The 18,674-nt window shown below is 62.9% G+C and carries 19 protein-coding genes and 1 pseudogene; 7 read left to right on the top strand and 13 right to left on the bottom strand.

Annotated elements, in window-relative coordinates; all coding sequences use genetic code 11:
- Nucleotides 1-84 precede the first annotated feature (84 nt).
- The 5 genes from CIT25_RS30795 to CIT25_RS30815 form a co-directional block, all read right to left on the bottom strand.
- Nucleotides 85-828: an SDR family oxidoreductase gene (locus CIT25_RS30795; RefSeq protein ID WP_095488883.1), complete on the bottom strand. Its 744-nt coding sequence runs from the start codon at nucleotides 826-828 to the stop codon at nucleotides 85-87.
- Entirely contained in the window at nucleotides 825-1,190 is a 366-nt protein-coding gene (locus tag CIT25_RS30800; protein ID WP_126105307.1) for a putative quinol monooxygenase, read from the bottom strand. The genes CIT25_RS30795 and CIT25_RS30800 overlap by 4 nt, the downstream gene beginning before the upstream one ends.
- Nucleotides 1,191-1,472: 282 nt before the next feature.
- A complete protein-coding gene (locus CIT25_RS30805) occupies nucleotides 1,473-2,465 on the bottom strand; it encodes an AraC family transcriptional regulator (RefSeq protein ID WP_206073023.1) in 993 nt (330 codons plus the stop codon).
- Between the two features lie 496 nt (nucleotides 2,466-2,961).
- On the bottom strand, nucleotides 2,962-4,272 hold the full coding sequence (locus CIT25_RS30810; RefSeq protein ID WP_095488885.1) for a hemolysin family protein: 1,311 nt from the start codon (nucleotides 4,270-4,272) through the stop codon (nucleotides 2,962-2,964).
- A gap of 76 nt (nucleotides 4,273-4,348) precedes the next feature.
- A complete protein-coding gene (locus tag CIT25_RS30815; protein ID WP_095488886.1) occupies nucleotides 4,349-5,263 on the bottom strand; it encodes a LysR family transcriptional regulator in 915 nt (304 codons plus the stop codon).
- Nucleotides 5,264-5,543: 280 nt separating this feature from the next.
- Here CIT25_RS30815 and CIT25_RS30820 point away from each other — a divergent pair, with 280 nt between their 5' ends.
- A complete protein-coding gene (locus tag CIT25_RS30820) occupies nucleotides 5,544-6,656 on the top strand; it encodes a Gfo/Idh/MocA family protein (protein WP_095489219.1) in 1,113 nt (370 codons plus the stop codon).
- A gap of 31 nt (nucleotides 6,657-6,687) precedes the next feature.
- Here CIT25_RS30820 and CIT25_RS30825 read toward each other — a convergent pair whose 3' ends face one another.
- The 4 genes from CIT25_RS30825 to CIT25_RS30840 all read right to left on the bottom strand — a co-directional run bounded on the left by CIT25_RS30825 (nucleotide 6,688) and on the right by CIT25_RS30840 (nucleotide 9,999).
- Complete coding sequence (locus CIT25_RS30825) at nucleotides 6,688-7,395, bottom strand: LssY C-terminal domain-containing protein (RefSeq protein WP_095488887.1); 708 nt, start codon at nucleotides 7,393-7,395, stop codon at nucleotides 6,688-6,690.
- Between the two features lie 148 nt (nucleotides 7,396-7,543).
- Complete coding sequence (locus CIT25_RS30830) at nucleotides 7,544-8,344, bottom strand: extensin-like domain-containing protein (RefSeq protein WP_095488888.1); 801 nt, start codon at nucleotides 8,342-8,344, stop codon at nucleotides 7,544-7,546.
- Between the two features lie 203 nt (nucleotides 8,345-8,547).
- Nucleotides 8,548-9,498, bottom strand: coding sequence for an extensin-like domain-containing protein (locus CIT25_RS30835; RefSeq protein WP_095488889.1), 951 nt, complete (start codon nucleotides 9,496-9,498; stop codon nucleotides 8,548-8,550).
- A gap of 75 nt (nucleotides 9,499-9,573) precedes the next feature.
- Entirely contained in the window at nucleotides 9,574-9,999 is a 426-nt protein-coding gene (locus CIT25_RS30840) for a DUF3775 domain-containing protein (protein ID WP_095488890.1), read from the bottom strand.
- Nucleotides 10,000-10,206: 207 nt separating this feature from the next.
- Here CIT25_RS30840 and CIT25_RS30845 point away from each other — a divergent pair, with 207 nt between their 5' ends.
- Entirely contained in the window at nucleotides 10,207-10,743 is a 537-nt protein-coding gene (locus tag CIT25_RS30845) for a tetratricopeptide repeat protein (protein ID WP_095489220.1), read from the top strand.
- Nucleotides 10,744-11,028: 285 nt separating this feature from the next.
- A complete protein-coding gene (gene greA, locus CIT25_RS30850; RefSeq protein ID WP_065012064.1) occupies nucleotides 11,029-11,502 on the top strand; it encodes a transcription elongation factor GreA in 474 nt (157 codons plus the stop codon).
- A gap of 65 nt (nucleotides 11,503-11,567) precedes the next feature.
- Here greA and waaC read toward each other — a convergent pair whose 3' ends face one another.
- From waaC to rfaD, 3 genes are read right to left on the bottom strand one after another with little or no spacing between them, the layout of a single operon-like run.
- Nucleotides 11,568-12,542 carry a lipopolysaccharide heptosyltransferase I gene (gene waaC / locus CIT25_RS30855; protein ID WP_095488891.1) on the bottom strand — a complete coding sequence of 325 codons (975 nt, stop codon included), beginning with the start codon at nucleotides 12,540-12,542 and terminating at the stop codon, nucleotides 11,568-11,570.
- Nucleotides 12,539-13,546, bottom strand: a complete 1,008-nt coding sequence (gene waaF / locus CIT25_RS30860) for a lipopolysaccharide heptosyltransferase II (protein WP_095488892.1) — start codon at nucleotides 13,544-13,546, stop codon at nucleotides 12,539-12,541. Before waaF ends, waaC begins: the two co-directional genes overlap by 4 nt.
- A complete protein-coding gene (gene rfaD, locus CIT25_RS30865) occupies nucleotides 13,519-14,469 on the bottom strand; it encodes an ADP-glyceromanno-heptose 6-epimerase (RefSeq protein ID WP_095488893.1) in 951 nt (316 codons plus the stop codon). Before rfaD ends, waaF begins: the two co-directional genes overlap by 28 nt.
- 165 nt (nucleotides 14,470-14,634) lie before the next feature.
- On the opposite strand from rfaD, the gene CIT25_RS30870 reads away from it, so the two are divergent.
- The 4 genes from CIT25_RS30870 to CIT25_RS30885 all read left to right on the top strand — a co-directional run bounded on the left by CIT25_RS30870 (nucleotide 14,635) and on the right by CIT25_RS30885 (nucleotide 18,147).
- On the top strand, nucleotides 14,635-15,267 hold the full coding sequence (locus tag CIT25_RS30870; RefSeq protein ID WP_095488894.1) for a LysE family translocator: 633 nt from the start codon (nucleotides 14,635-14,637) through the stop codon (nucleotides 15,265-15,267).
- 151 nt (nucleotides 15,268-15,418) lie between these two features.
- Nucleotides 15,419-16,909, top strand: coding sequence for a D-glycero-beta-D-manno-heptose-7-phosphate kinase (rfaE1, locus tag CIT25_RS30875; protein ID WP_095489221.1), 1,491 nt, complete (start codon nucleotides 15,419-15,421; stop codon nucleotides 16,907-16,909).
- Nucleotides 16,910-16,916: 7 nt separating this feature from the next.
- The gene (locus CIT25_RS30880; protein ID WP_095488895.1) at nucleotides 16,917-17,489 is read left to right on the top strand and encodes a D-sedoheptulose-7-phosphate isomerase; all 573 of its coding nucleotides are present in this window, start codon (nucleotides 16,917-16,919) and stop codon (nucleotides 17,487-17,489) included.
- Nucleotides 17,482-18,147, top strand: a complete 666-nt coding sequence (locus CIT25_RS30885; protein WP_095488896.1) for a D-glycero-alpha-D-manno-heptose-1,7-bisphosphate 7-phosphatase — start codon at nucleotides 17,482-17,484, stop codon at nucleotides 18,145-18,147. Before CIT25_RS30880 ends, CIT25_RS30885 begins: the two co-directional genes overlap by 8 nt.
- Here CIT25_RS30885 and CIT25_RS30890 read toward each other — a convergent pair.
- Nucleotides 18,144-18,628 (bottom strand): annotated as a pseudogene (locus CIT25_RS30890) (Lrp/AsnC family transcriptional regulator). The gene CIT25_RS30885 and the pseudogene CIT25_RS30890 overlap by 4 nt on opposite strands.
- Nucleotides 18,629-18,674: the final 46 nt, after the last annotated feature.

An 18,674-nucleotide genomic window follows, 5' to 3' on the forward strand; every position in this document is an offset into this window, starting at 1 on the left:
CTTGATTGATGGTCACCGTTGTGAACTTGCCGCATGAATCCGATGGATACTGATCTCTTAACCCTTGAGACTTAATCTGTTAGATCATTCGATGCTGACCAGTGTTTCGCCTCCTGACACTTCTAGAATAGCGCCGGTCACGAAATCATTAGTCATCAGGAAAAGTGCGGCCTTGCCGATATCGTCGACCTTTCCAACCCGACCCGCTGGGAAGCGCTCGCGTACCAACGCGAAAAACGCCTCGCGCTTGGTTTGCGGCATGCCGGCCCACATCTCACTGTCTATGACGCCTGGACGGATTGTGTTGACGCGGATCGGACCGAGTTCGAGCGCAAGGGCTCGTGTCAGCGCCTCCAGAGCAGCGAACGCGACCATCATCATCGAAGCGCCCATGCGAGGCCTGGTCACCAAGCCACCAGTAGTGAATGTGATCGAACCGCCTTTCCGCATCTTGGGCGCCGCGTGCCGCGCGCAAGACCAACTGCCCAGGAACTTGCCAGACAGAACGGCCTGCGCGTCGGCCATCGTTTGGAAGAGGAAGGTTCCTCCAGGACTCGGTGGAGTTGCGGTGATGAGAAGGTGGTCGAGCGCTCCCAGTGTTTCGAACGCTTGCTCGACCGCCGCATCATCGGTCATGTCCAGCGACTGGAACGTGATCGAACCGTGGGCGCTTTGCTCTGCAGACAATTTCGCCGACGGGCGCCGCCCGAGCGCAATGACCTCGGCGCCTGCTTGAGAGGCTGCCCGGGCCGCCCCCATACCCATGCCACTTGTGCCGCCAACGATCACGACGCGCTGATTCAGAAGAGGCTGCGCGTCACCGATCATCGCGGATCTCTGCCGCTGGCATATGGGCTCAGCATCTCGAGCCACTGCGTCTCCATGTCGCCAGGCTCATATTCGCCGGCATCGGCGACGAACCTCTGGACATAGGCCTCGCCGAAGTGACTTTTGAGTGCAGCGATACTGCGCCAGACTTCGTAGATGACGATGAGATCAGGGTCAGATCGATCACGATGGATGTGGAACTGTAGACAGCCCGTTTCTGATCTCGTCGCTTCGAGATCCTCAAGCATCCGGGTAACGAGCGCTTCGCCTTGACCAGGAGCGGCGCGATGCTTGGCGATAATGCAATAGGGCGTGTGTTCGCCAGTGGCTGGTGGGGGAAGATCAGGCAACACCAACGCCATATGAGTCTCCTTCTGGTAGCGGCCTAGGAGGTATTCTGCATTCACGCGTCATGCGTTCATGGCGCATGCGAGTGCCGGCTATTGCTCCTTCGATAATCCACCGCGACGGTCGTTGCTGGCTCGCGAATCGGTCGAAGTGGTTACGGCATTTGGGAATTTGCAGATCCTGGTGCGGCGCCGCTATGGCAGAAACGCTTGAATGTCTGGCCGTTTGTCGCGCCGATTACATCGGCTGTGGGTCGGATCAGGCGATATGCAGGACCGATGTCGTCTCTGTTATGCTCACCCGCGGCCGGAATCTCGGACCGCACCTGGCGAGACGCCTATGAAGCGTTTGAATGCCCTGCTGAAGGATGCATCGGACTCATATCCCAACTCCGACGCGACCTGTGACAGCGACATATATCCGTTCCGCAACCAGGATTCCGCCAGCCTAAGCCTCCATTGCAGGAGATAGCGGGCGGGGGATACGGATAATAGACTCTTGAATCGCTGCGAAAACCTCGATCGCGACAGCCCAGACAATGCCGCCAGGCGATCGACTGGCCAGTCTTCCCCGGGGGAGCGATGGATTCTTGCAAGCGCCGCCCCGATTTGTGGATCCTGCACGGCCGCCAGCCAACCGGTCAGATCGTTGGAACACGTCTCGACCCAGGTTCTGATTACCTGCGTCATGACAATATCGGCGAGGCGCGCCATTACCGTTGCCGAGCCGATTCTTTGCCCTTCAGCCTCGCGCGCCATCATCGCAACGAGGATTGGTAGGTCGGTATCGCCGTGCTCGGCATGACGGATATGCATCACCGGAGGCAGCAGTTCCAGCAGCGGATTTGCCGTCGGCCCCTCAAAGCCGATCGTGCAGCATGCGATCAACGATCGCGCACCGCTGCCGCCAGACTTCAACTCGTAAGTTCCGTTCCCAATCAACGCCGGTTTGACATCCGCAAGCGGCAAGGCTCGCCGTTTGGGCAGGTCGGACATGGTGTGCTCTGTTCCATGGGGCAGAAGAAGCACATCGCCCTTTTCGAGCAGCAGCGGCGGCAAGCTCTTGGCTTGTATCCAGCAATGACCTTCCAGCATCGCATGAAAACGTACACCCTCCCTGAACGGCACGGCGATGCCCCAGGGCGCCGTCAATTCGCTGCGGCCATATCGAGCATGGGCAAGACGCAAGTCGCGCAGAACTTCGCTCAGCAAGTCACTCTCGGCCGGCTGGTAGCCCATCGTTGCACGTCCAAGACCGGGCCGATTCATGGATCTAAGCGGATCGTCCATATGCATTCCTTTGCCTCGAACCTTTGCATACTCTTTATGCATTCCGTTAACTCTCGGTCGGCAAGCAGAAACTGCTGCGAATCGATCCTCTAGGGTCCTAAATCCAATAGGTCTGCATGATGCGGCTGCGCGACCACCGAATTTTCTCCGGCTCGCGCGTTCCCATGCCGAAGCGACGGCGCAATGTCTGGTATTTGGCAGGCTAGGTCGTGTGGCTGATCTGCTCGAACGGTAGAGTTTCAATCAAGTCCAGCTCTTTCGTGCGAGATATGGGAAGTCCGCAATGGAAAGTCCGCAACGGGACATCAGCGCTGGTTGCCGCGAATGTCGGTTATCCGATAGCAAAATGTGTTGATGAAGGTCGACTCGAGTCAAGATTAGGCCCGAGCCTGCGCCGAGCTGAATGTCTGCTCACTTACATCTCACACTAGAAGCTGCCTGTCCGCTATGCGGCCACAGAGCTGACACTCGAACAGGCCTACAATCGTGTTGATTGTTACCGCACGATTTCGCGATGGCCGCCGGGCAGGCGCGTGGCGATGAGCTTGTCGATACGGCGGCCGTCGAGGTCGACGACCTCGAAGCGCCAGCCCTGCGCATCGACGCATTCGCCGGTCGCCGGCAGATGGTGCATGTGCGATAACACGTAACCGGCGACGGTCTCGTAGTCGCGGTTCTCGGGCAGGTCGATGCCGAGAACGTCTGCCATCTCGTCGGCCTGCATGTATCCGGCGAGCAGCCATGAGCCGTCCTCGCGCTTGACGGCGTTCTCCTCGTCGCCGGCGTCGAGATCCGCCCGGAAGACGCCGGTGATGGCCTCCAGTATATCCGCCGGGGTGACGATGCCTTCGAAATGGCCGTATTCGTCATGGACCAGCGCCATCGGCACGTTGGATTCCTTGAGTGTCGAAAGGACATCCAGCGCGTCGGCCTGGTCATGGACGATGGGAGCGGCGCGCACGTGCCGGCGCGGGTCGAGCGCGCGACCGCCAAGCATCGCGGCCAGCACGTCGCGGGTCTGGACGACGCCGATCATGGCGTCGACGCTGCCATCGCCGGCTGGGAGGCGCGAATGCTGCGTCTCCATCAGGAGCTTGCGGGTCGCCGCGTCGTCGGACTGCAGGTTGATCCAGTCGACCTCGGTGCGCGGCGTCATCACCGCGCGGACGGCTCGGTCGCCGAGCCGCATGACGCCGGCGATCATGCGCCGCTCGTCCGATTCGATGGTGCCGTGATGTTCGGCCTCGGCGACCAGCATCTTGATCTCCTCGTCGGTGACCTTCTCCTCGCTTTCACCGCGCTGGCCGAGCAGCCACAGCATGGCGCGGCCGGAGATGTCGAGCAGGAACACCAGCGGTGCCGAGACGGTGGCAAGGATGGTCATCGCCGGAGCAACTTTGGCGGCGACGCGCTCGGGATCGCGCAGCGCGATCTGCTTGGGCACCAGTTCGCCGATGATCAGCGAGAAGTAGGTGATGAGGGCGACGACGATGCCGACGCCGATCGGGTCGGCAAGGCTTTCGCGCACACCCGTCGATTCCAGGAACACAGACAGCCGCTCGCCCAGCGTGGCGCCGGAAAACGCGCCTGATAAAACACCGACCAGGGTGATGCCGATCTGCACCGACGACAGGAATTTGCCGGGATTGGAGCCGAGCGCCAAGGCACGGCCGGCACCCGTGACGTTGCGGTCGATCATTGCCTTGAGACGGGCAGGCCGCGAGGAGACAATGGCAAGCTCGGACATTGCCAGAAGGCCGTTCACGCAGATGAGGACGACCACGATAGCGATTTCAACGTAAAGCATGAGGGGTCAATAGCATTGCGGCGAGGTCTTCGAAAATAGATGGACGTCATTTTTCATGGCGGCGGGGGCAACCATCTCATGCGGCGTCCCATGTCGGCGACGAAAAATGCTCGATCAGGGCGTCGACGACGACACGGACCTTTGGCGTCAGGCTGCGTGTCACCGGCCAGACGGCATGCACCACGATGTCTTCGACGAGACAGTCCGACAGGACCGTCTCGAGTTCGCCGCTCTTGAGGCTGTCGGCCGCCAGCCAGGTCGGCAGAAAGACGATGCCGCAGCCGGCAAGGGCTGCATCCAGCATCGGTTCGCCGTGACCGAGGACAAGCCGCGCCCTTGGCACGAATTTTCCAACATGGCCGTCGGCATGCTTTACGGTCCAGGGCCGGACAACGCCGTCGCGGCCGTAGCCGATGACGCCGTGGTTTGCGAGATCATCAACCGATCGCGGCCTGCCGTGTTTTTCGAGATAGGAGGGCGCCGCGCAGATGGCCGAGCGCTGGGCGTAGATGCGGCGCGCGGCGAGCGACAGGCTGTCATCCAGGTCGCCCATGCGGACCGCCAGATCGATGCCTTCCTCGATCAGGTCGACGCGCCGGTCGTTGAACGAGATTTCGATCGTCAGATCCGAAAACCGCTTGGATATCTCGAAGAGCACGGGTGCCACGCATCTGCGGCCGAAGGCCAGGGGCACGTCGACGCGAAGCCGGCCGGAAGGCACCAGCCGGCGTGCGGCAAGCAATGACTGGGCGGCTTCGATTTCGGACAGTGCCCTGACGCAGGCTTCATAATAGCCCAAGCCTTCACTGGTCGGGCTCAGGCTGCGGGTCGTGCGGTTGAGCAGGCGAACGCCCAGTCGCTGTTCCAATTGCGCGATCGATTTTCCGACCGCCGATTTCGTCACATGCAGCCGTCTGCCGGCATCGGTGAAGCTGCCGGCCTCGACCACCTGAACGAATGCGAGAATGCCTTGCAGGCCGGCTGGTTCCAACGCCGCTCTCCGTTTGTATATTTTTTCTCGTCAATCTGTTTCCAAATATGCACTACCGGAGAGTTTTATTCCATAGCGAAACCGCATAGATGTCCGGCGTAGTCACCAAACGCGGAGCACGGAACGAGATGAGCCTCGATATCAGCAGGTCCGGCATCAACAGATCCTGGCAGACGGGCGAATTCGGACTGTCCAGGTCGAAGCCTGTCCGGGCAGGATTCCGGAACGGCCGGTCTCGCGATCCTAACGGCAAAGCCAAAGCTGCGTGAAGGAGAACACCATGCCAGGACAACGCTTCAGGGTCGGTATTGTCGGATTGCAACCGGGCAGGAGTTGGGCGGCACGGGCCCATATTCCTGCGCTCAATGCACTATCGGAGAGCTTCGAGATCGTCGGCGTCGCCAACACCAACTTGGCCAGCGCCGAGAAGGCGGCCGGCGCGACCGGACTGCCGCGGGCCTTCGCCAGCGTTGCCGAGTTGATCGCGGCGCCGGAGATCGACATCGTCACTGTTACGGTGAAGGTGCCTCCTCACCTGGAGATCGTGAAAGCGGCGATCGGCGCGGGCAAACACGTCTACTGCGAATGGCCGCTTGGCAACGGGTTGGCCGAGGCTGAGGAACTCGCCGCGCTTGCCCGGGCCAAGGGCGTCCTGGGCGTGGTCGGAACCCAAGCGCGCGTTGCTCCCGAAATTGAGTATCTGCGACATCTGATCGCCGACGGGTTCGTCGGCGAGGTGCTGTCGACCACCCTGGTAGCGCGGGGCGGCGGCTGGGGAGGCTCCATCTCCGAAAAGAAGATCTACGCCTATCTGCTGGATCGCGCCAACGGCGCCACCATGCTGACGATCCCGGTGGGGCACACGCTGGCGGCGCTCAGGGATGTGCTCGGCGAAGTCGCGGAGGTATCCGCGGTGCTGGCCACGCGGCGGCCCACGGCGCTCGCCGTCGATACCGGGGAAACGCTGCCCGTGTCCGCCCCTGACCAGGTGCTGGTCAGCGGGGTCCTCGCCAGTGGCGCGCCCCTGTCCATCCATTATCGAGGCGGGGCAGCTCGATATGACGACGGCCTGGTCTGGGAGATCAACGGCACGGAAGGCGATATCCTGATATCGGGTCCTTCCGGCCACACGCAGATGGTGCAGCTTTCCCTCAAAGGCGCGCGGAACGGGGAGAAGGTGTTCCGGCCGCTGGAGGTCCCCGCCTCATACCGTTCCGGCTGGCCGGAGGATGTGGAGCCGGGGAACGTCGCCCGCGTTTATGCCAGGATGGCCCAGGATCTGCGCGAGGGTACCCGCTCGGCGCCGAGCTTCGAGGATGCGGTCGCAGTGCATCGCATCATCGCCGCGATCGAGAGAGCAGCCGAAAGCGGAAGCCGCACCGCGCTGACGTGATCGGGCCGGCCAAGGATCGCCAGCGACGCGCCTACGGCAGCTGCCTGAGCACGCCCACCACCGCCTTGCCGTCGGTGAAGTAAGGGTCGCCACCGCCATTGCGCCCAGCCTTTGTCGCACCGATGCCTGGTATCTCGCTGGTCGAGATCAGCATGCCTGCGGCAGACAGGTCGCGGATCAGGAAATCGCGCTCGGCGTCGATGTCGGGACCGATATGGTGAGTGATCGCGCCGGTGTCGTGGCTGAGCCCAACGCCGCGATCGAAGCTTGCCGAACCCAGCCAGAGCGGCCGGCCATCGTCTCCGGTCGCGTCGGTCTGCCAGAAGCGGACGTGATGACGGCGGTCGGCACTGTCGCCGACCGGCTTCTCGAAGGCCAGATCCTGTGCACGGCCTTCGAATAACAACCGGCTGACCGGCGCGTCGGGATAGGGCCGATCGAACAGCACGCTTTCGCCGATCTCGATCGCGGTCTTCAGCGTGATGGCGTCGGCCGTGTCCCATCCGGCGACCGCGAAGGCATGGACCAGCTCTTTTTTGGTACCGACGAGGCCGACATTGATCGGATCGCCCGCAATGCCTTGCGGCGTGTGCGTCACCATCTCGAAGCGCTGTGTGCGGAAGTTGCGGTCCCGCAGGGTCCAGAATTCCGGCGCGGCGAAATAGGCGAGCACGAGATAGCCGGCACAGAACGCCACCAGCCAGGTCGTTGCGCGTCGTCGAAGGCTTCGTCGGCTCACGAGGTACCACCCCGGTGATATGGCATCACTTTATGTGGCGTCATTCTACGCGGCGGCGCAGACCTTGGGCAGTGGGCATGCGCTCGGTGTCATGTTGTTTGGAGCATCGGGTTATCCCAAACCGGTATCCACTTTTGGGTCCGATGCTCTAGCGGCAGGCGCGGTAGCCGTTCTTGCGGTTTTTGATGTCGAAATGAAAATGGTTGCGGTGGTCGTAATTGTAGCCGGGACCAAGCACCGTGGTGAAATACTGACAGCCGTCGGCACGCACAGTGTTGAGGAAGCCGCGCGTGCGGAAGGCGAACAGCCCGGGCTTGCGCACGTCGATGTCGTTGCCATTGCTGAGTTCGATGCTCATGATGTCGAGGGCGTTGCCCTTGCCGTGCTCCGACAGCGTGCCTTCGCCGGCGATCCTGCGGCAGGAATAGCTCGAGCCCTGGCGAATGGTCCTGACGCCGGAGAAATAACGCCAGCGGGCGGACGGAACCAGTTCATTCCTGGTCCAGCCGGCGAAGGTGGCGGCCATGTCGCAGGTCAGCGTCGCGGCCGGCTTCATCCCGATGCTGCCGATGGCCGAGATCTTGACCGGATAGTCGATGCCGCACTGGCCTTCGTGGATCGGCGCAAGGTCGGTGTAGACGACGCCCAGACGTTTCAACTCCTTGCGGCAGTCGATTTCGCTGGCTGGCATCTGTTCGGTCGGCGCCATCGGCTCGTCCATGCGCGGATAGGCGGCGGTCATGTACGGGTTGGAGGGAACGAGGCTCTGCATGCCCGCGTAGTTCGGAACGGCTGATGTCTGGCTGCCGACATCGACGGCCGGTTCCAGCGAAAGCACGCTGCCTGTGGTGCAGGCCGAGATCGCTGCGATGGCAAGCGCACCGGCAACCATGCGCGCGCGTCTGGTTTGCCGCACGGCGACAAACGCGGCGCGAAATATCCCGGCCATCGACAAGATCCCTGTCCCCGAACCTGATCCCGATCAGGCTCTGTCTAATTGTTTGATCATGATCTTTCTCCGAAAACCGGATCCCACTTTTCGGGATCATGATCAGATGAGACAGAGCTTAACCGCCAAGAGTAAAGGAAAAATCAGCGGCCGCGTTTACGGCTGCGGCCAAATTGCGGCGCGCATGTCGGTCCGGGATCATGTCACTGGCAGAAGGTGCCGCCGTTGCGACGCGGGGCGAGATCGAGATGGAGATGCAGCGAATGATCCGCATCGCTGCCCGGGCCAAGCACGGTCTTGAACGGTCCGCAGGCTGCCTTGCGCACCGCGTTCAGGAATTTCGCGTCCTTTTCCGGCGGCACCGGGCCGACGTCGATCTTTCTGCCGTTCGAAAGCGTGAAGCTGGCGATGTCGAGCGCGTTGCCGAAAGCATGTTCCGACAGTTTCCCTCCGCCATGGCGCGGCCGGCAGACAAAGGCGGATGCCTGGCTAAGCGACTTGAGATTGGCGCCGAGCTCGGCCTTGGCCGCCGGCTGGATGATATCGATGGCGAAGCGCGCGGCGGCCTCGGCCATCTGGCAATTCAGCTCGGTTTCGGGGCCGATAGCAACGGATCTGCCCAACGTCTTCAGCGCGATCGGATAGGGGATCGAGCAGCCGACCGCCGCATCGTGCTCGGCCTTGCGTTCCTCGAAGTCGACGCCCATCGACTTCAGCCGCCTGCGGCAGGCAAGTTCCTCCTCCGGCATTTTTTCCTGCGGCACAGAGGCCGAGCGCGGGTCGGGAGGGATTTCTTTCCCCTGCGCTTGCGCCGGCTTCTCCGGCGGTTTCGGGGCGGTGGCCGGCGGTTCCGCCTCGGCGGGCTTTTGGCTTGGCGCTGGAGCGATTGCCGGTGGCTCCGGCCGGGTTTCCTTAGGCTGGTCCTGCTGGTTCAGCGTGTCGGTCGCGGGAGGCTTTGGCACATCAGGGCGCGGCTCGGGAACCGGCACGTCGGCAGGTGCGGCCTCTTGCGCCAATTGCGATCGATTGAACTCCGGGACGGGCACGGTTTCAGGCAATTCCGGAGCTTGGGCCAGCGCCGCTCCTGCGAACAGTATCGCCGCCGCCAAAGGCAGCGCCAATCTGAGCAATCCGGGAAGGGTGAGCGCCGCCATTCGATCTTAACGGCGGGCGAATGCGGAAGTTGCCCTGAATGAGGGTTTGGCCGATCACGAACGGTAACCGCGGCGTTACGCACCGATCGCTTCCAGCCCTTCCTCCAGCCAGTCGGCCAGCAGCGGCATGCCGAGCAGATATTTCGCCGTGCGCTTATTGGCGCGCTCGCGTGCGGCCGTCAACGCGTCCGTCCATTCCGAGGCGTCGTAGTCGCCGCGGCCAACCCAGGCGAGTGCTACGAGTTCGGCCGCCTCATCGACGTTGAGGTCGTTGATCAGCTCGCGCAGTTCTTCTTCGGTGAGGTTTTCGGAGCTTTCCTCGACGAGACCGTCATGGTGGTGGTTGTCGTGCGCCTGGCCGTCGAGCTCTACCTCGTGCTCGGCGCCATCGGCATAGTCTTCGTTGACGGCGGCGCTCAGCGCCTTCGCCTTGAGGATGAACAGGCGCACCGTGTCGGGACCGATCGAAAGCTCCCATTCCTTTTCAAGAGGCCGCCGCACTGGCATTCTCCGTATACTCCGTTTGCCGTTTGCCGTATGTTGGATGATAGCGAATTTGCAGCGCTCGTCACGTCATGTTCGGCTCTTCAATTTTTGCGGCCGGCACGGACCGTTTCCAAAACGTTTCAGCAGGCCACGAGTTTTTCCGGGATGAAACGGCTTTTGCCCGGCGTTAGTCCTGCATTGTCATGCTTCAAGGAGGCTTCGATGCGCAGACGATTGCTGATTCAGGTTCTGGCGGTTGCCGCCTTGCCGCTGTTTGCTGTTCCGGTGTTTTCGGCCGGTGAAGGTGGGGGCGGGAGCGACCAGACCACCACCCAGTGCAAGAAAGGCACGGTCTGGGACAAGAAGCTGAAGAAGTGCGTTGCACCCAAGCAGGGCATGCTGGACGACGACAACATCTATGAAGCCGGCCACGCGCTGGCGATGGCCGGACGTTATGATGAGGCTATCGCCGTGCTCAGCCTGGCCGCCAACAAGCAGGACCCACGCATCCTCAACTATCTCGGCTACTCGCATCGCCATTCCGGGCGCGTCACCGTCGGCCTCGGCTACTACGAGGAAGCGCTGCGCATCGATCCTGATTACACGCTGGTGCGTGAATATCTCGGCGAGGCGCATCTGCAGATCGGCGATCTCGCCGGCGCCCAGAAACAGCTCCGCGAGATCGAGAAGCGCACCGGCAAGGGATCTCGTGAATACGGCATGCTGTCTGAGCAGATAGACCATTTCATGAAGAGCTGATTCGACTTCAAAACGCTCTCATACCGGCTGCGAGCAATCGCAGCCGGTTTTTTGTTACCGCTCGCCCTGCCGGCCGCGCTGCCGTGACGGCATTTCCACAAATGGGCGGGTGAATTTTTAAAAACCGATTTTTTTGGCGTGAAAAACCCGCGAAGATTGCTATATTGGGGGAAATTGCGGTGAGACGGTTCCGTTAGCCCGAGGCTGCCGGACCGTTTTCTTTTTGTACCCATCGACAAGGTCGCTCCCGGAATGCGGGGGCGGCGGCAGGAAAGGTCAGGCATCATGAACAAGGTCCCGATGACAGGCGAGGGGTTCGCGTCATTGAAGGAAGAACTGCGCTGGCGGCAGCAGGAAGAACGGCCGCGCATCATCGAAGCGATCTCCGAAGCGCGCTCGCATGGCGATCTTTCCGAAAACGCCGAATACCACGCGGCGAAAGAGGCGCAGAGCCTCAATGAAGGCCGCGTCAACGAGCTTGAGGACTTCATCGCGCGTGCCGAAGTGATCGACGTCACCAAGCTCAGCGGCGAAAAGGTCAAGTTCGGCGCGACCGTGGTGTTGGTCGACGAGGATACGGAAGAGAAGAAGACCTACCAGATCGTCGGCGACCAGGAAGCCGACGTGAAGTCCGGCCGCATCTCGATCTCCTCGCCGATCGCGCGGGCGCTGATCGGCAAGGAAGTCGGCGATGCGATCGAGGTCAACGCGCCAGGCGGTGCGCGGGGCTACGAGATCGTCCAGGTGCAGTTCATCTAGGGCCTGTTGATAATTCTACTCTGGCGGCCGACTAGCGACTCGCCAGAGCGAATTCTGAAAAGGTCCTATGTCGCGGCCTGCGATTTGAGCGCCAGCAGCCTCTCGGCCTCCGCCACCACCTCCGCAGGCGCGACGTGACCGCCAGGCGCAGCCAGCAGCGTTGACGAGAACGGCCCGCGCGGGCCGGTCAGGCCGGGTTCTGTCGCCAGAAACACGGCGACGGTGGGCAGGCCGAAGGCACTGGCGAGGTGAGTGAGGCCGGTGTCGGCGCCGATGATCAGCACCGAGCGGCCGATGATCGCGGCGATCTCGGCAAGCGGTAATTTCGGCACCAGCACGGTCTGCCGAACGGCCGCGGCAATCGCTTCGGCAACCGCCTTTTCTCTGTCGTTAGACCAGGTGGTGACCGGCGTCATTCCTCTCTCCACGAGAAGCCCGGCAGTCTCGATCCAGTCGCCTACCGGCCATTTCTTGTCCTCGCGGCTGGTGCCGTGCAGCAGCAAGGTGGGGTTTTCGCCGACAAAGGTCGAACCGCCGGCTGGCGGCACGATGCCGGACTCAAGCCTGGAAAAATCCGGTTCATAGCCGAGCGCCAGCCCGAACAGGCGCCTTGTGCGTTCGATGGCGTGCAGATCGCGCGGCACGGCATAGCGGCGGTCGTAGAACAAAGTCGCCGAAGGCTCGCGGGCGCTCGAGCGGTCGAAGCCGGCGATCGGCGCCGCGGCCAGTTTCGCCACCAGGGCCGATTTCAGCAATCCTTGCGCATCGATGACGAGATCGTAGCGGCAATCGCGCAAGGCGCGACGCAATCTTGCCGCCTCGCGCCATGTGCCGCGGCCGAGTGGGCCTGTGCGCCAGCGCCGGATCGCCACGGTGTGGATGGTTGCGATGGCTGGATGCAGCGCCACGATGCCGGCAAAGGCTTCTTCCACGCACCAGTCGAACGATACGTCCGGCCGGTAGCGGCGAGCATCCTCGACGGCCGGAAACGTGTGGATGACGTCACCCATCGAGGATGTCTTGACGATGAGCACCCTCATGCGGCGGCCGGCATTTCCAGCAGCCGTTCCGCTGCTGCCGCGACCTGTGACACCTCGAGCGTCTTCAGGCAATTGAGATGGCCGAGCGGGCAGATTTTCTGGTGGCAGGGCGAACAGGACAGGCCGAGCCAGACCAGTTCGCGCTGCTCGGCGAGCGGCGGCGTATTCTCAGGCGAGGTCGAGCCATAGACGGCAACGATCGGCGTGCCGACCGCGGCGGCGACATGCATCAGCCCGCTGTCGTTCGATACCGCAAGCCTGGCCGCGGCGATCAGGTCGATGGCGTCCTCCAGCCGCGTCTGGCCGGCGAGGTCGACAACCCCTGGTGCAAGCGTAGCGATTTCCGCCGTCACCTCGGCGTCGTTCTTCGATCCGAACAGTGCGACCCTAAAACCTTTCGCCATCATGTCGCCGGCAAGACCGGCATAGCGTTCGCTCGGCCAGCGTTTGGCGGGCCCGAACTCGGCGCCGGGCATAAGTGCCACGAATTTGTTCGCCTCCAGCCCGAAACGGCCCAGCAGTGCCGCCTGGTTTTCTGTGTCGATGGCGAGCCTCGGGGCCCGGAACGTGCCCCCTTGGGCGAGGCCGAAATAGGCCTGCGCCGTGCGCCGTTTCACCTGGTCGGGCAAGGGAACGATATCGGTCAGCAGCCCGTAGCGCATTTCCTTGAGATGGCCGATGCGGCGCGGAATGCGGGCAAAGAACGGGACCAGCGCCGACTTCCAGCTTCCAGGCATGATATAGGCCATGTCGTAATGGCCGCGCAGCAGGCGGCCGAAGCGCCTTCGGGTGCGGAATTCCAGTGCGCCGGATTTCAGCGGCAGTTCGACCTGCTGGCGTATTTCGGGCATGCGCTTGACCAGTGGCGCCGCCCATGCCGGCGCCAGCACGTCGATCGCGGCGTTCGGGTGAAGCTCCCTCAGCGCCGAGAACAGGCACTGCGCCATCACCATGTCGCCCACCCAGCGTGGGCCGATCACGAGGATCGTTGGGCTTTCAGCCATTCGACATAGTCTCTGACGCCGGTTTCCACTGTGCGAAACTGACCATTGTAGCCGGCGGCGCGCAACCGGGACATATCAGCTTGCGTAAAGCTCTGGTAGCTGCCCTTGAGGTGGTCGGGGAAGTCGATGAACTCGATCTCGCCTTTGCCCAGCGCGCCGATCACCGTTTCGGCAATGGCGCGGAACGGCTGGGCAAGGCCGGTGCCGCAGTTGAAGATGCCGCTTAAGCCGCGTTTCCACAGCCACAGATTGACGTCGGCGACATCGCCGACATGGATGAAATCGCGGCTCTGCTCGCCGGGTCCGAAACCTTCATAGGCGCCGAACAGCTTCGGGTTCTGGCCTTGCTCGACCTGATTGAACAAGTGGAAGGCGACCGAGGCCATGGCGCCCTTATGCGCCTCGCGCGGTCCGTAGACGTTGAAATAGCGCAGGCCCGCCACCGGCGAATGATCGGTATCGAAGACGGTGCGGCGGACATAGTCGTCGAACAGCTTCTTTGAATAGGCATAGACATTGAGCGGGCGTTCGCATTCCGGCTCCTCGCGAAACTCGGCGCCACCGCCGTAGACCGACGCGGAGGAGGCGTAGAGGAAGGGCACCCGCAGCGCGAGGCAGGCATGCAGCAGCCGCTTCGAATAGGCGTAGTTGACCTCCATCATGAACCTGCCGTTCCACTCGGTGGTGGTCGAGCAGGCGCCCTGGTGGAAGACGGCCTCGATGCGGCCAAGGTCCCCCGCCTCCATCCGCGGCAGGAAATCGTCCTTGTCGAGATAATCGGCGATCTGCAGATCGCCGAGATTGGCGATCTTGTGGCCGTCGGTCAGGTCGTCGACGACGAGGATGTCGCTAATCCCTTCGGCGTTGAGAGCGGCAACGATGTTGGAGCCGATCATGCCGGCGCCGCCCGTGACGATGATCATGAAAGCCTCTGGTATCTTGTGCCGATTCCGGCCCTTATAGGGGAGGCTGGCGAGGCTGTCGATAAAGCAGGTCGCAATCCGGCGGCTGGGTGAGCGTCACAGTGCCGCCGCAAAGCAATCGCTTCAGTCGGCGACTCACCGGCGAAGCGCGACAGGAGCAAGGCAATGCCGTCGACCGAACTGCTTATCGCCTTCTTCGCCACCACGGCGATCTTTGCCTACATTCCCGGTCCGGCGATGCTTTACGCTGCTGCGCAAACCATGGCGCGCGGCCGCTGGTCCGGCCTGACGGCGGCGCTGGGCATTCATCTTGGCGGCTATGCGCATGTCATCGCCGCTGCTGCCGGGCTGTCCGTGCTTTTCCACGCGGTGCCGACGCTCTACGTGGCGGTCAAGCTGGCCGGCGCGCTCTATCTGATCTGGCTGGGTGTCTCGCTGTTCCGCGCCAGGGCGCAAGACGATGCCGTCATCCCGGGCATTGTGCCGAAATCGGCCAGCCGCGCCTTTTTCGAGAGCATCACCGTCGAGGTGCTCAATCCCAAGACGGCGATCTTCTTCATGGCGTTCCTGCCGCAATTCATCGACGCGTCGGCGACATTTCCCGTCTGGCTTCAATTCCTCGTCCTCGGGACGATCGTCAATTTGATGTTCTCCTCGGCGGATGTCATGTGCGTGGTATTGGCAGGCGCGCTGATCACCAGGCTGCGGCGCTCGAGCCACGCGCAGCGCCTCATGCGGCGTGCGGGCGGTGCGGTGCTCGTCGGATTGGGCGTTCATGTGGCTTTGCAGAAAAGCTGATCCGCCAACCGGCGTTGACTCTGATCCGCTCGGCGCCCGCCGTTGCGTTGGGCCGAATTGCGGTATATCGGCTTCGCCATGAACGACCAGCCCTGCCAGTCCAGTGCTTTCGCAGCACCGGGACCGGTTCCCATTGCACGTCGCGGATGACATGAGCGAGCAATACCTGCCTTCTCCCGAACCCCTTCACCGTGCCATCTCGCGGTTCAGCAGCGTCACCGTGCTGGTGGTCGGCGACTTCATCCTCGACCGTTTCGTCAACGGCGTCATCGAGCGGATTTCACCTGAAGCGCCTATTCCGGTGCTGCGCGGGCGTGGCGAAACGTCGGCGATGGGCGGCGCCGGCAATGTCGTCTCCAACATCGTCTCGCTCGGCGCTGCGGCGATACCGGTCTCAGTGATCGGCAACGATCATGCCGGGAACAATCTCATGCGAATGCTCGCCGAGCTTGGTGTCGACACCGGCGGCCTGGCGCAGGACGCGAGCCGCATGACGTCGTCGAAAAGCCGGTTCAGCGCGCTCAACCAGCAGGTGCTGCGCTTCGACGAAGAGGAAATCAAGCCGCTGGGCGACGCGGAGCGGGCGACGCTGGTCCGACATTTCCGCACCGCGCTCGCGCAAGCCGACATCGTCATCCTATCCGACTACGGCAAGGGCATGTTGCTAGACGGCGTCGCCGGCGAGCTGATCTCGATCTGCCGCGAAGCGGGAAAGCCGGTGCTGGTCGATCCCAAGGGCCGTGACTATGCGTGCTATGCCGGGGCGACGGCGATCACCCCCAATCGCAAAGAACTTGGCGAAGCGGTCGGACGCGCGGTGTTTGCCGATGACGAGATCGTGGCCGCGGCGCGCGAGCTGATCTCTGCACATGGCTTCGATTTCGTCGTCGCGACGCGCAGCGAAAAGGGCATGAGCGTCGTCGGCGCGGACGATGCCCGGCACATCGCCACGCAGGCGCGGGAAGTGTTCGACGTTTCCGGCGCCGGCGACACTGTCATTGCGACGTTTGCGTTGGCTCTTGCCGCGGGCGCCGACCGCATCATGGCCGCCGCCATCGCCAATGCGGCGGGTGGCGTGGTGGTGGGAAAGCGCGGTACCGCGCGGCTGACGGTCGAGGAACTCACCGGCGCGTTGTTTCGCTCGCACGGACCGATTGCCCACAAGGATGCAATCCTTGATGCCGCCGCCGCCGCCCGGCTGGTGGCGACGTGGAAGGACGAAGGCCTGAGCGTCGGCTTCACCAATGGCTGTTTCGATATCCTTCACGCCGGCCATGTCAGCCTATTGCATGCGGCGCGCAGCCAGTGCGACCGGCTGGTTCTCGGCCTCAACAGCGATGCCTCGGTGCGCCGGCTGAAAGGGCCGGGGCGCCCGGTCAACGACGAGCATGACCGCGCCTGCGTGCTGGCGGCGCTTGCCTCGGTCGATGCCGTCGTCGTCTTCGAGGAAGACACGCCGCTCGGCCTGATCGAGGCGCTGAAGCCCGACATACTGGTCAAAGGCGCCGATTATACGATCGATCAGGTGGTCGGCGCCGAAGTGGTGCAGAAGGCGGGCGGCCGCGTTGTGCTGGTCGATCTCGTCGCCGGCAAGAGCACCACCGGCACCATCGGCAAGTTGCGCGCCGGCAATACAAACTGAGGGTTTCATGTCCGAACTGAACGATTACCTGGTCCGCTCGGCGGCCGCGATCACCGCGATGGTCGAGCGCGACCTCAGCAGCGAGATGGAGCGGGCGGTTACCGCTGTCGTCGCCGCACTTTCGCAAGGGAAGGCGCTGCTGATCTGCGGCAATGGCGGCTCGGCGAGCGACGCAATCCACATCGCCGGCGAACTGGTCGGCCGCTTCCTGAAGGAGCGCAAGGCCTACAACGTGATCGCGCTGCCGGCCAATGCGGCGGTGCTGACCGCCTGGGGCAATGATTACGGCTTCGACACGGTGTTTTCACGCCAGGTCGAGGCGCATGGCGCGGCGGGTGCTGTGCTGCTCGCCATCTCGACCAGCGGCAACTCGGCCAGCATCCTCGCCGCCGCCGAACAGGCGCGCATGATGGACATGACGGTGATCAGCCTGACCGGCGACACCGGCGGCAAGCTCAAGCCGCTCTCCGACATCCTGCTCAACGTGCCCTCGACCTCGACGCCGATCATCCAGCAGGGGCATCTATGCCTCTATCATCATCTGTGCGAAATGGTCGAAGCGCGCCTCTGCGATGGCTGACATCGGCCCTGTCGTGAGGTCGAATCCATACCCGCTCGAAGAGCCGGGCCTGTGGGTCGAGCGGATCGGTACCTCGGTCTTTCCAGCCGGCACGCCGGCGCTGTTCCTCGATCGTGACGGCACCGTCAATGTCGATACCGGCTATCCCAGCGATCCAGCTGACATCGTGCTGCGGCCGGAGATGCTGCCGGTGATCCGAACGGCCAACCTCGTTGGCCTTCCTGCGATCGTGGTCTCCAACCAGTCGGGCATAGCTCGCGGTTATTTCGGCTGGCCGGATTTCGCCGCAGTCAATGCTCGGCTGCTGGCGCTTCTCGAAGCACAGGGTTGCCGGATCGATCTGGTGCTCGCCTGCGCCTACCATTCGAGCGGGACGGGTGAACTGGCAGCAGGTGACCATCCGATGCGCAAGCCAAATCCGGGCATGCTTCTGCGTGCCCGCGATCTGCTGGGCGTGGATATCAGCCGATCAATCATCGTCGGCGACAAGGCCGATGACATGGAAGCCGGACGGCGAGCCGGGCTTTGCGAGGGCTGGTTGGTGCGCGGCAAATTCAATCGAGTCGCTGGCGATAGTACGTTCACGACGCGCAAACTGACGACCGGTAACGATCACAGCAAACTCTGCGACGCCATCGCCGAACTCGGCCGGGATTAAGTTCTCACTTCGCTGAAAGCCACCAAGCCCTCGTCCTTGACGCGGCGGATGGTCAGGGCCGTCCGCACCGTGTCGACATTCGGCGCCGAGGCCAGCTCCTCGATGACGAATGTCTGGAAGGCGCCGAGGTCGCTCGCCACGCAATGCAGCAGGAAGTCGGATTCGCCCGACACCATCCAGGCGTTGCGCACGATCGGCCAACCGCGGGTGCGTTCGGCGAAGGTTTTGAGCTCGGCGTCGGCCTGGTGATGCAGGCCGATGAGGCAGAAGGCGACGACGTCTAGGCCGAGCGCCGGCGCATTGAGCAAGGCGCGGTAGCCGCGGATGATCCCGGTCTCTTCCAGCCGCCTGACACGGCGCAGGCATGGCGGCGCCGAAATGCCGACGCGGCCGGACAGCTCGACATTGGTCATGCGGCCGTCGTGCTGAAGCTCGCGCAGGATCTTCCAGTCGATGGCGTCGAGATCGCTTTGAGCGGCATGGATACCTTCGGCGCTTCACGCAAGAATCTTTCGTGATTTTGTAAT

Origin of the sequence: Mesorhizobium mediterraneum (assembly GCF_002284565.1) — a bacterium.
In the GTDB taxonomy this organism is placed as follows: Bacteria; Pseudomonadota; Alphaproteobacteria; order Rhizobiales; family Rhizobiaceae; genus Mesorhizobium; species Mesorhizobium mediterraneum.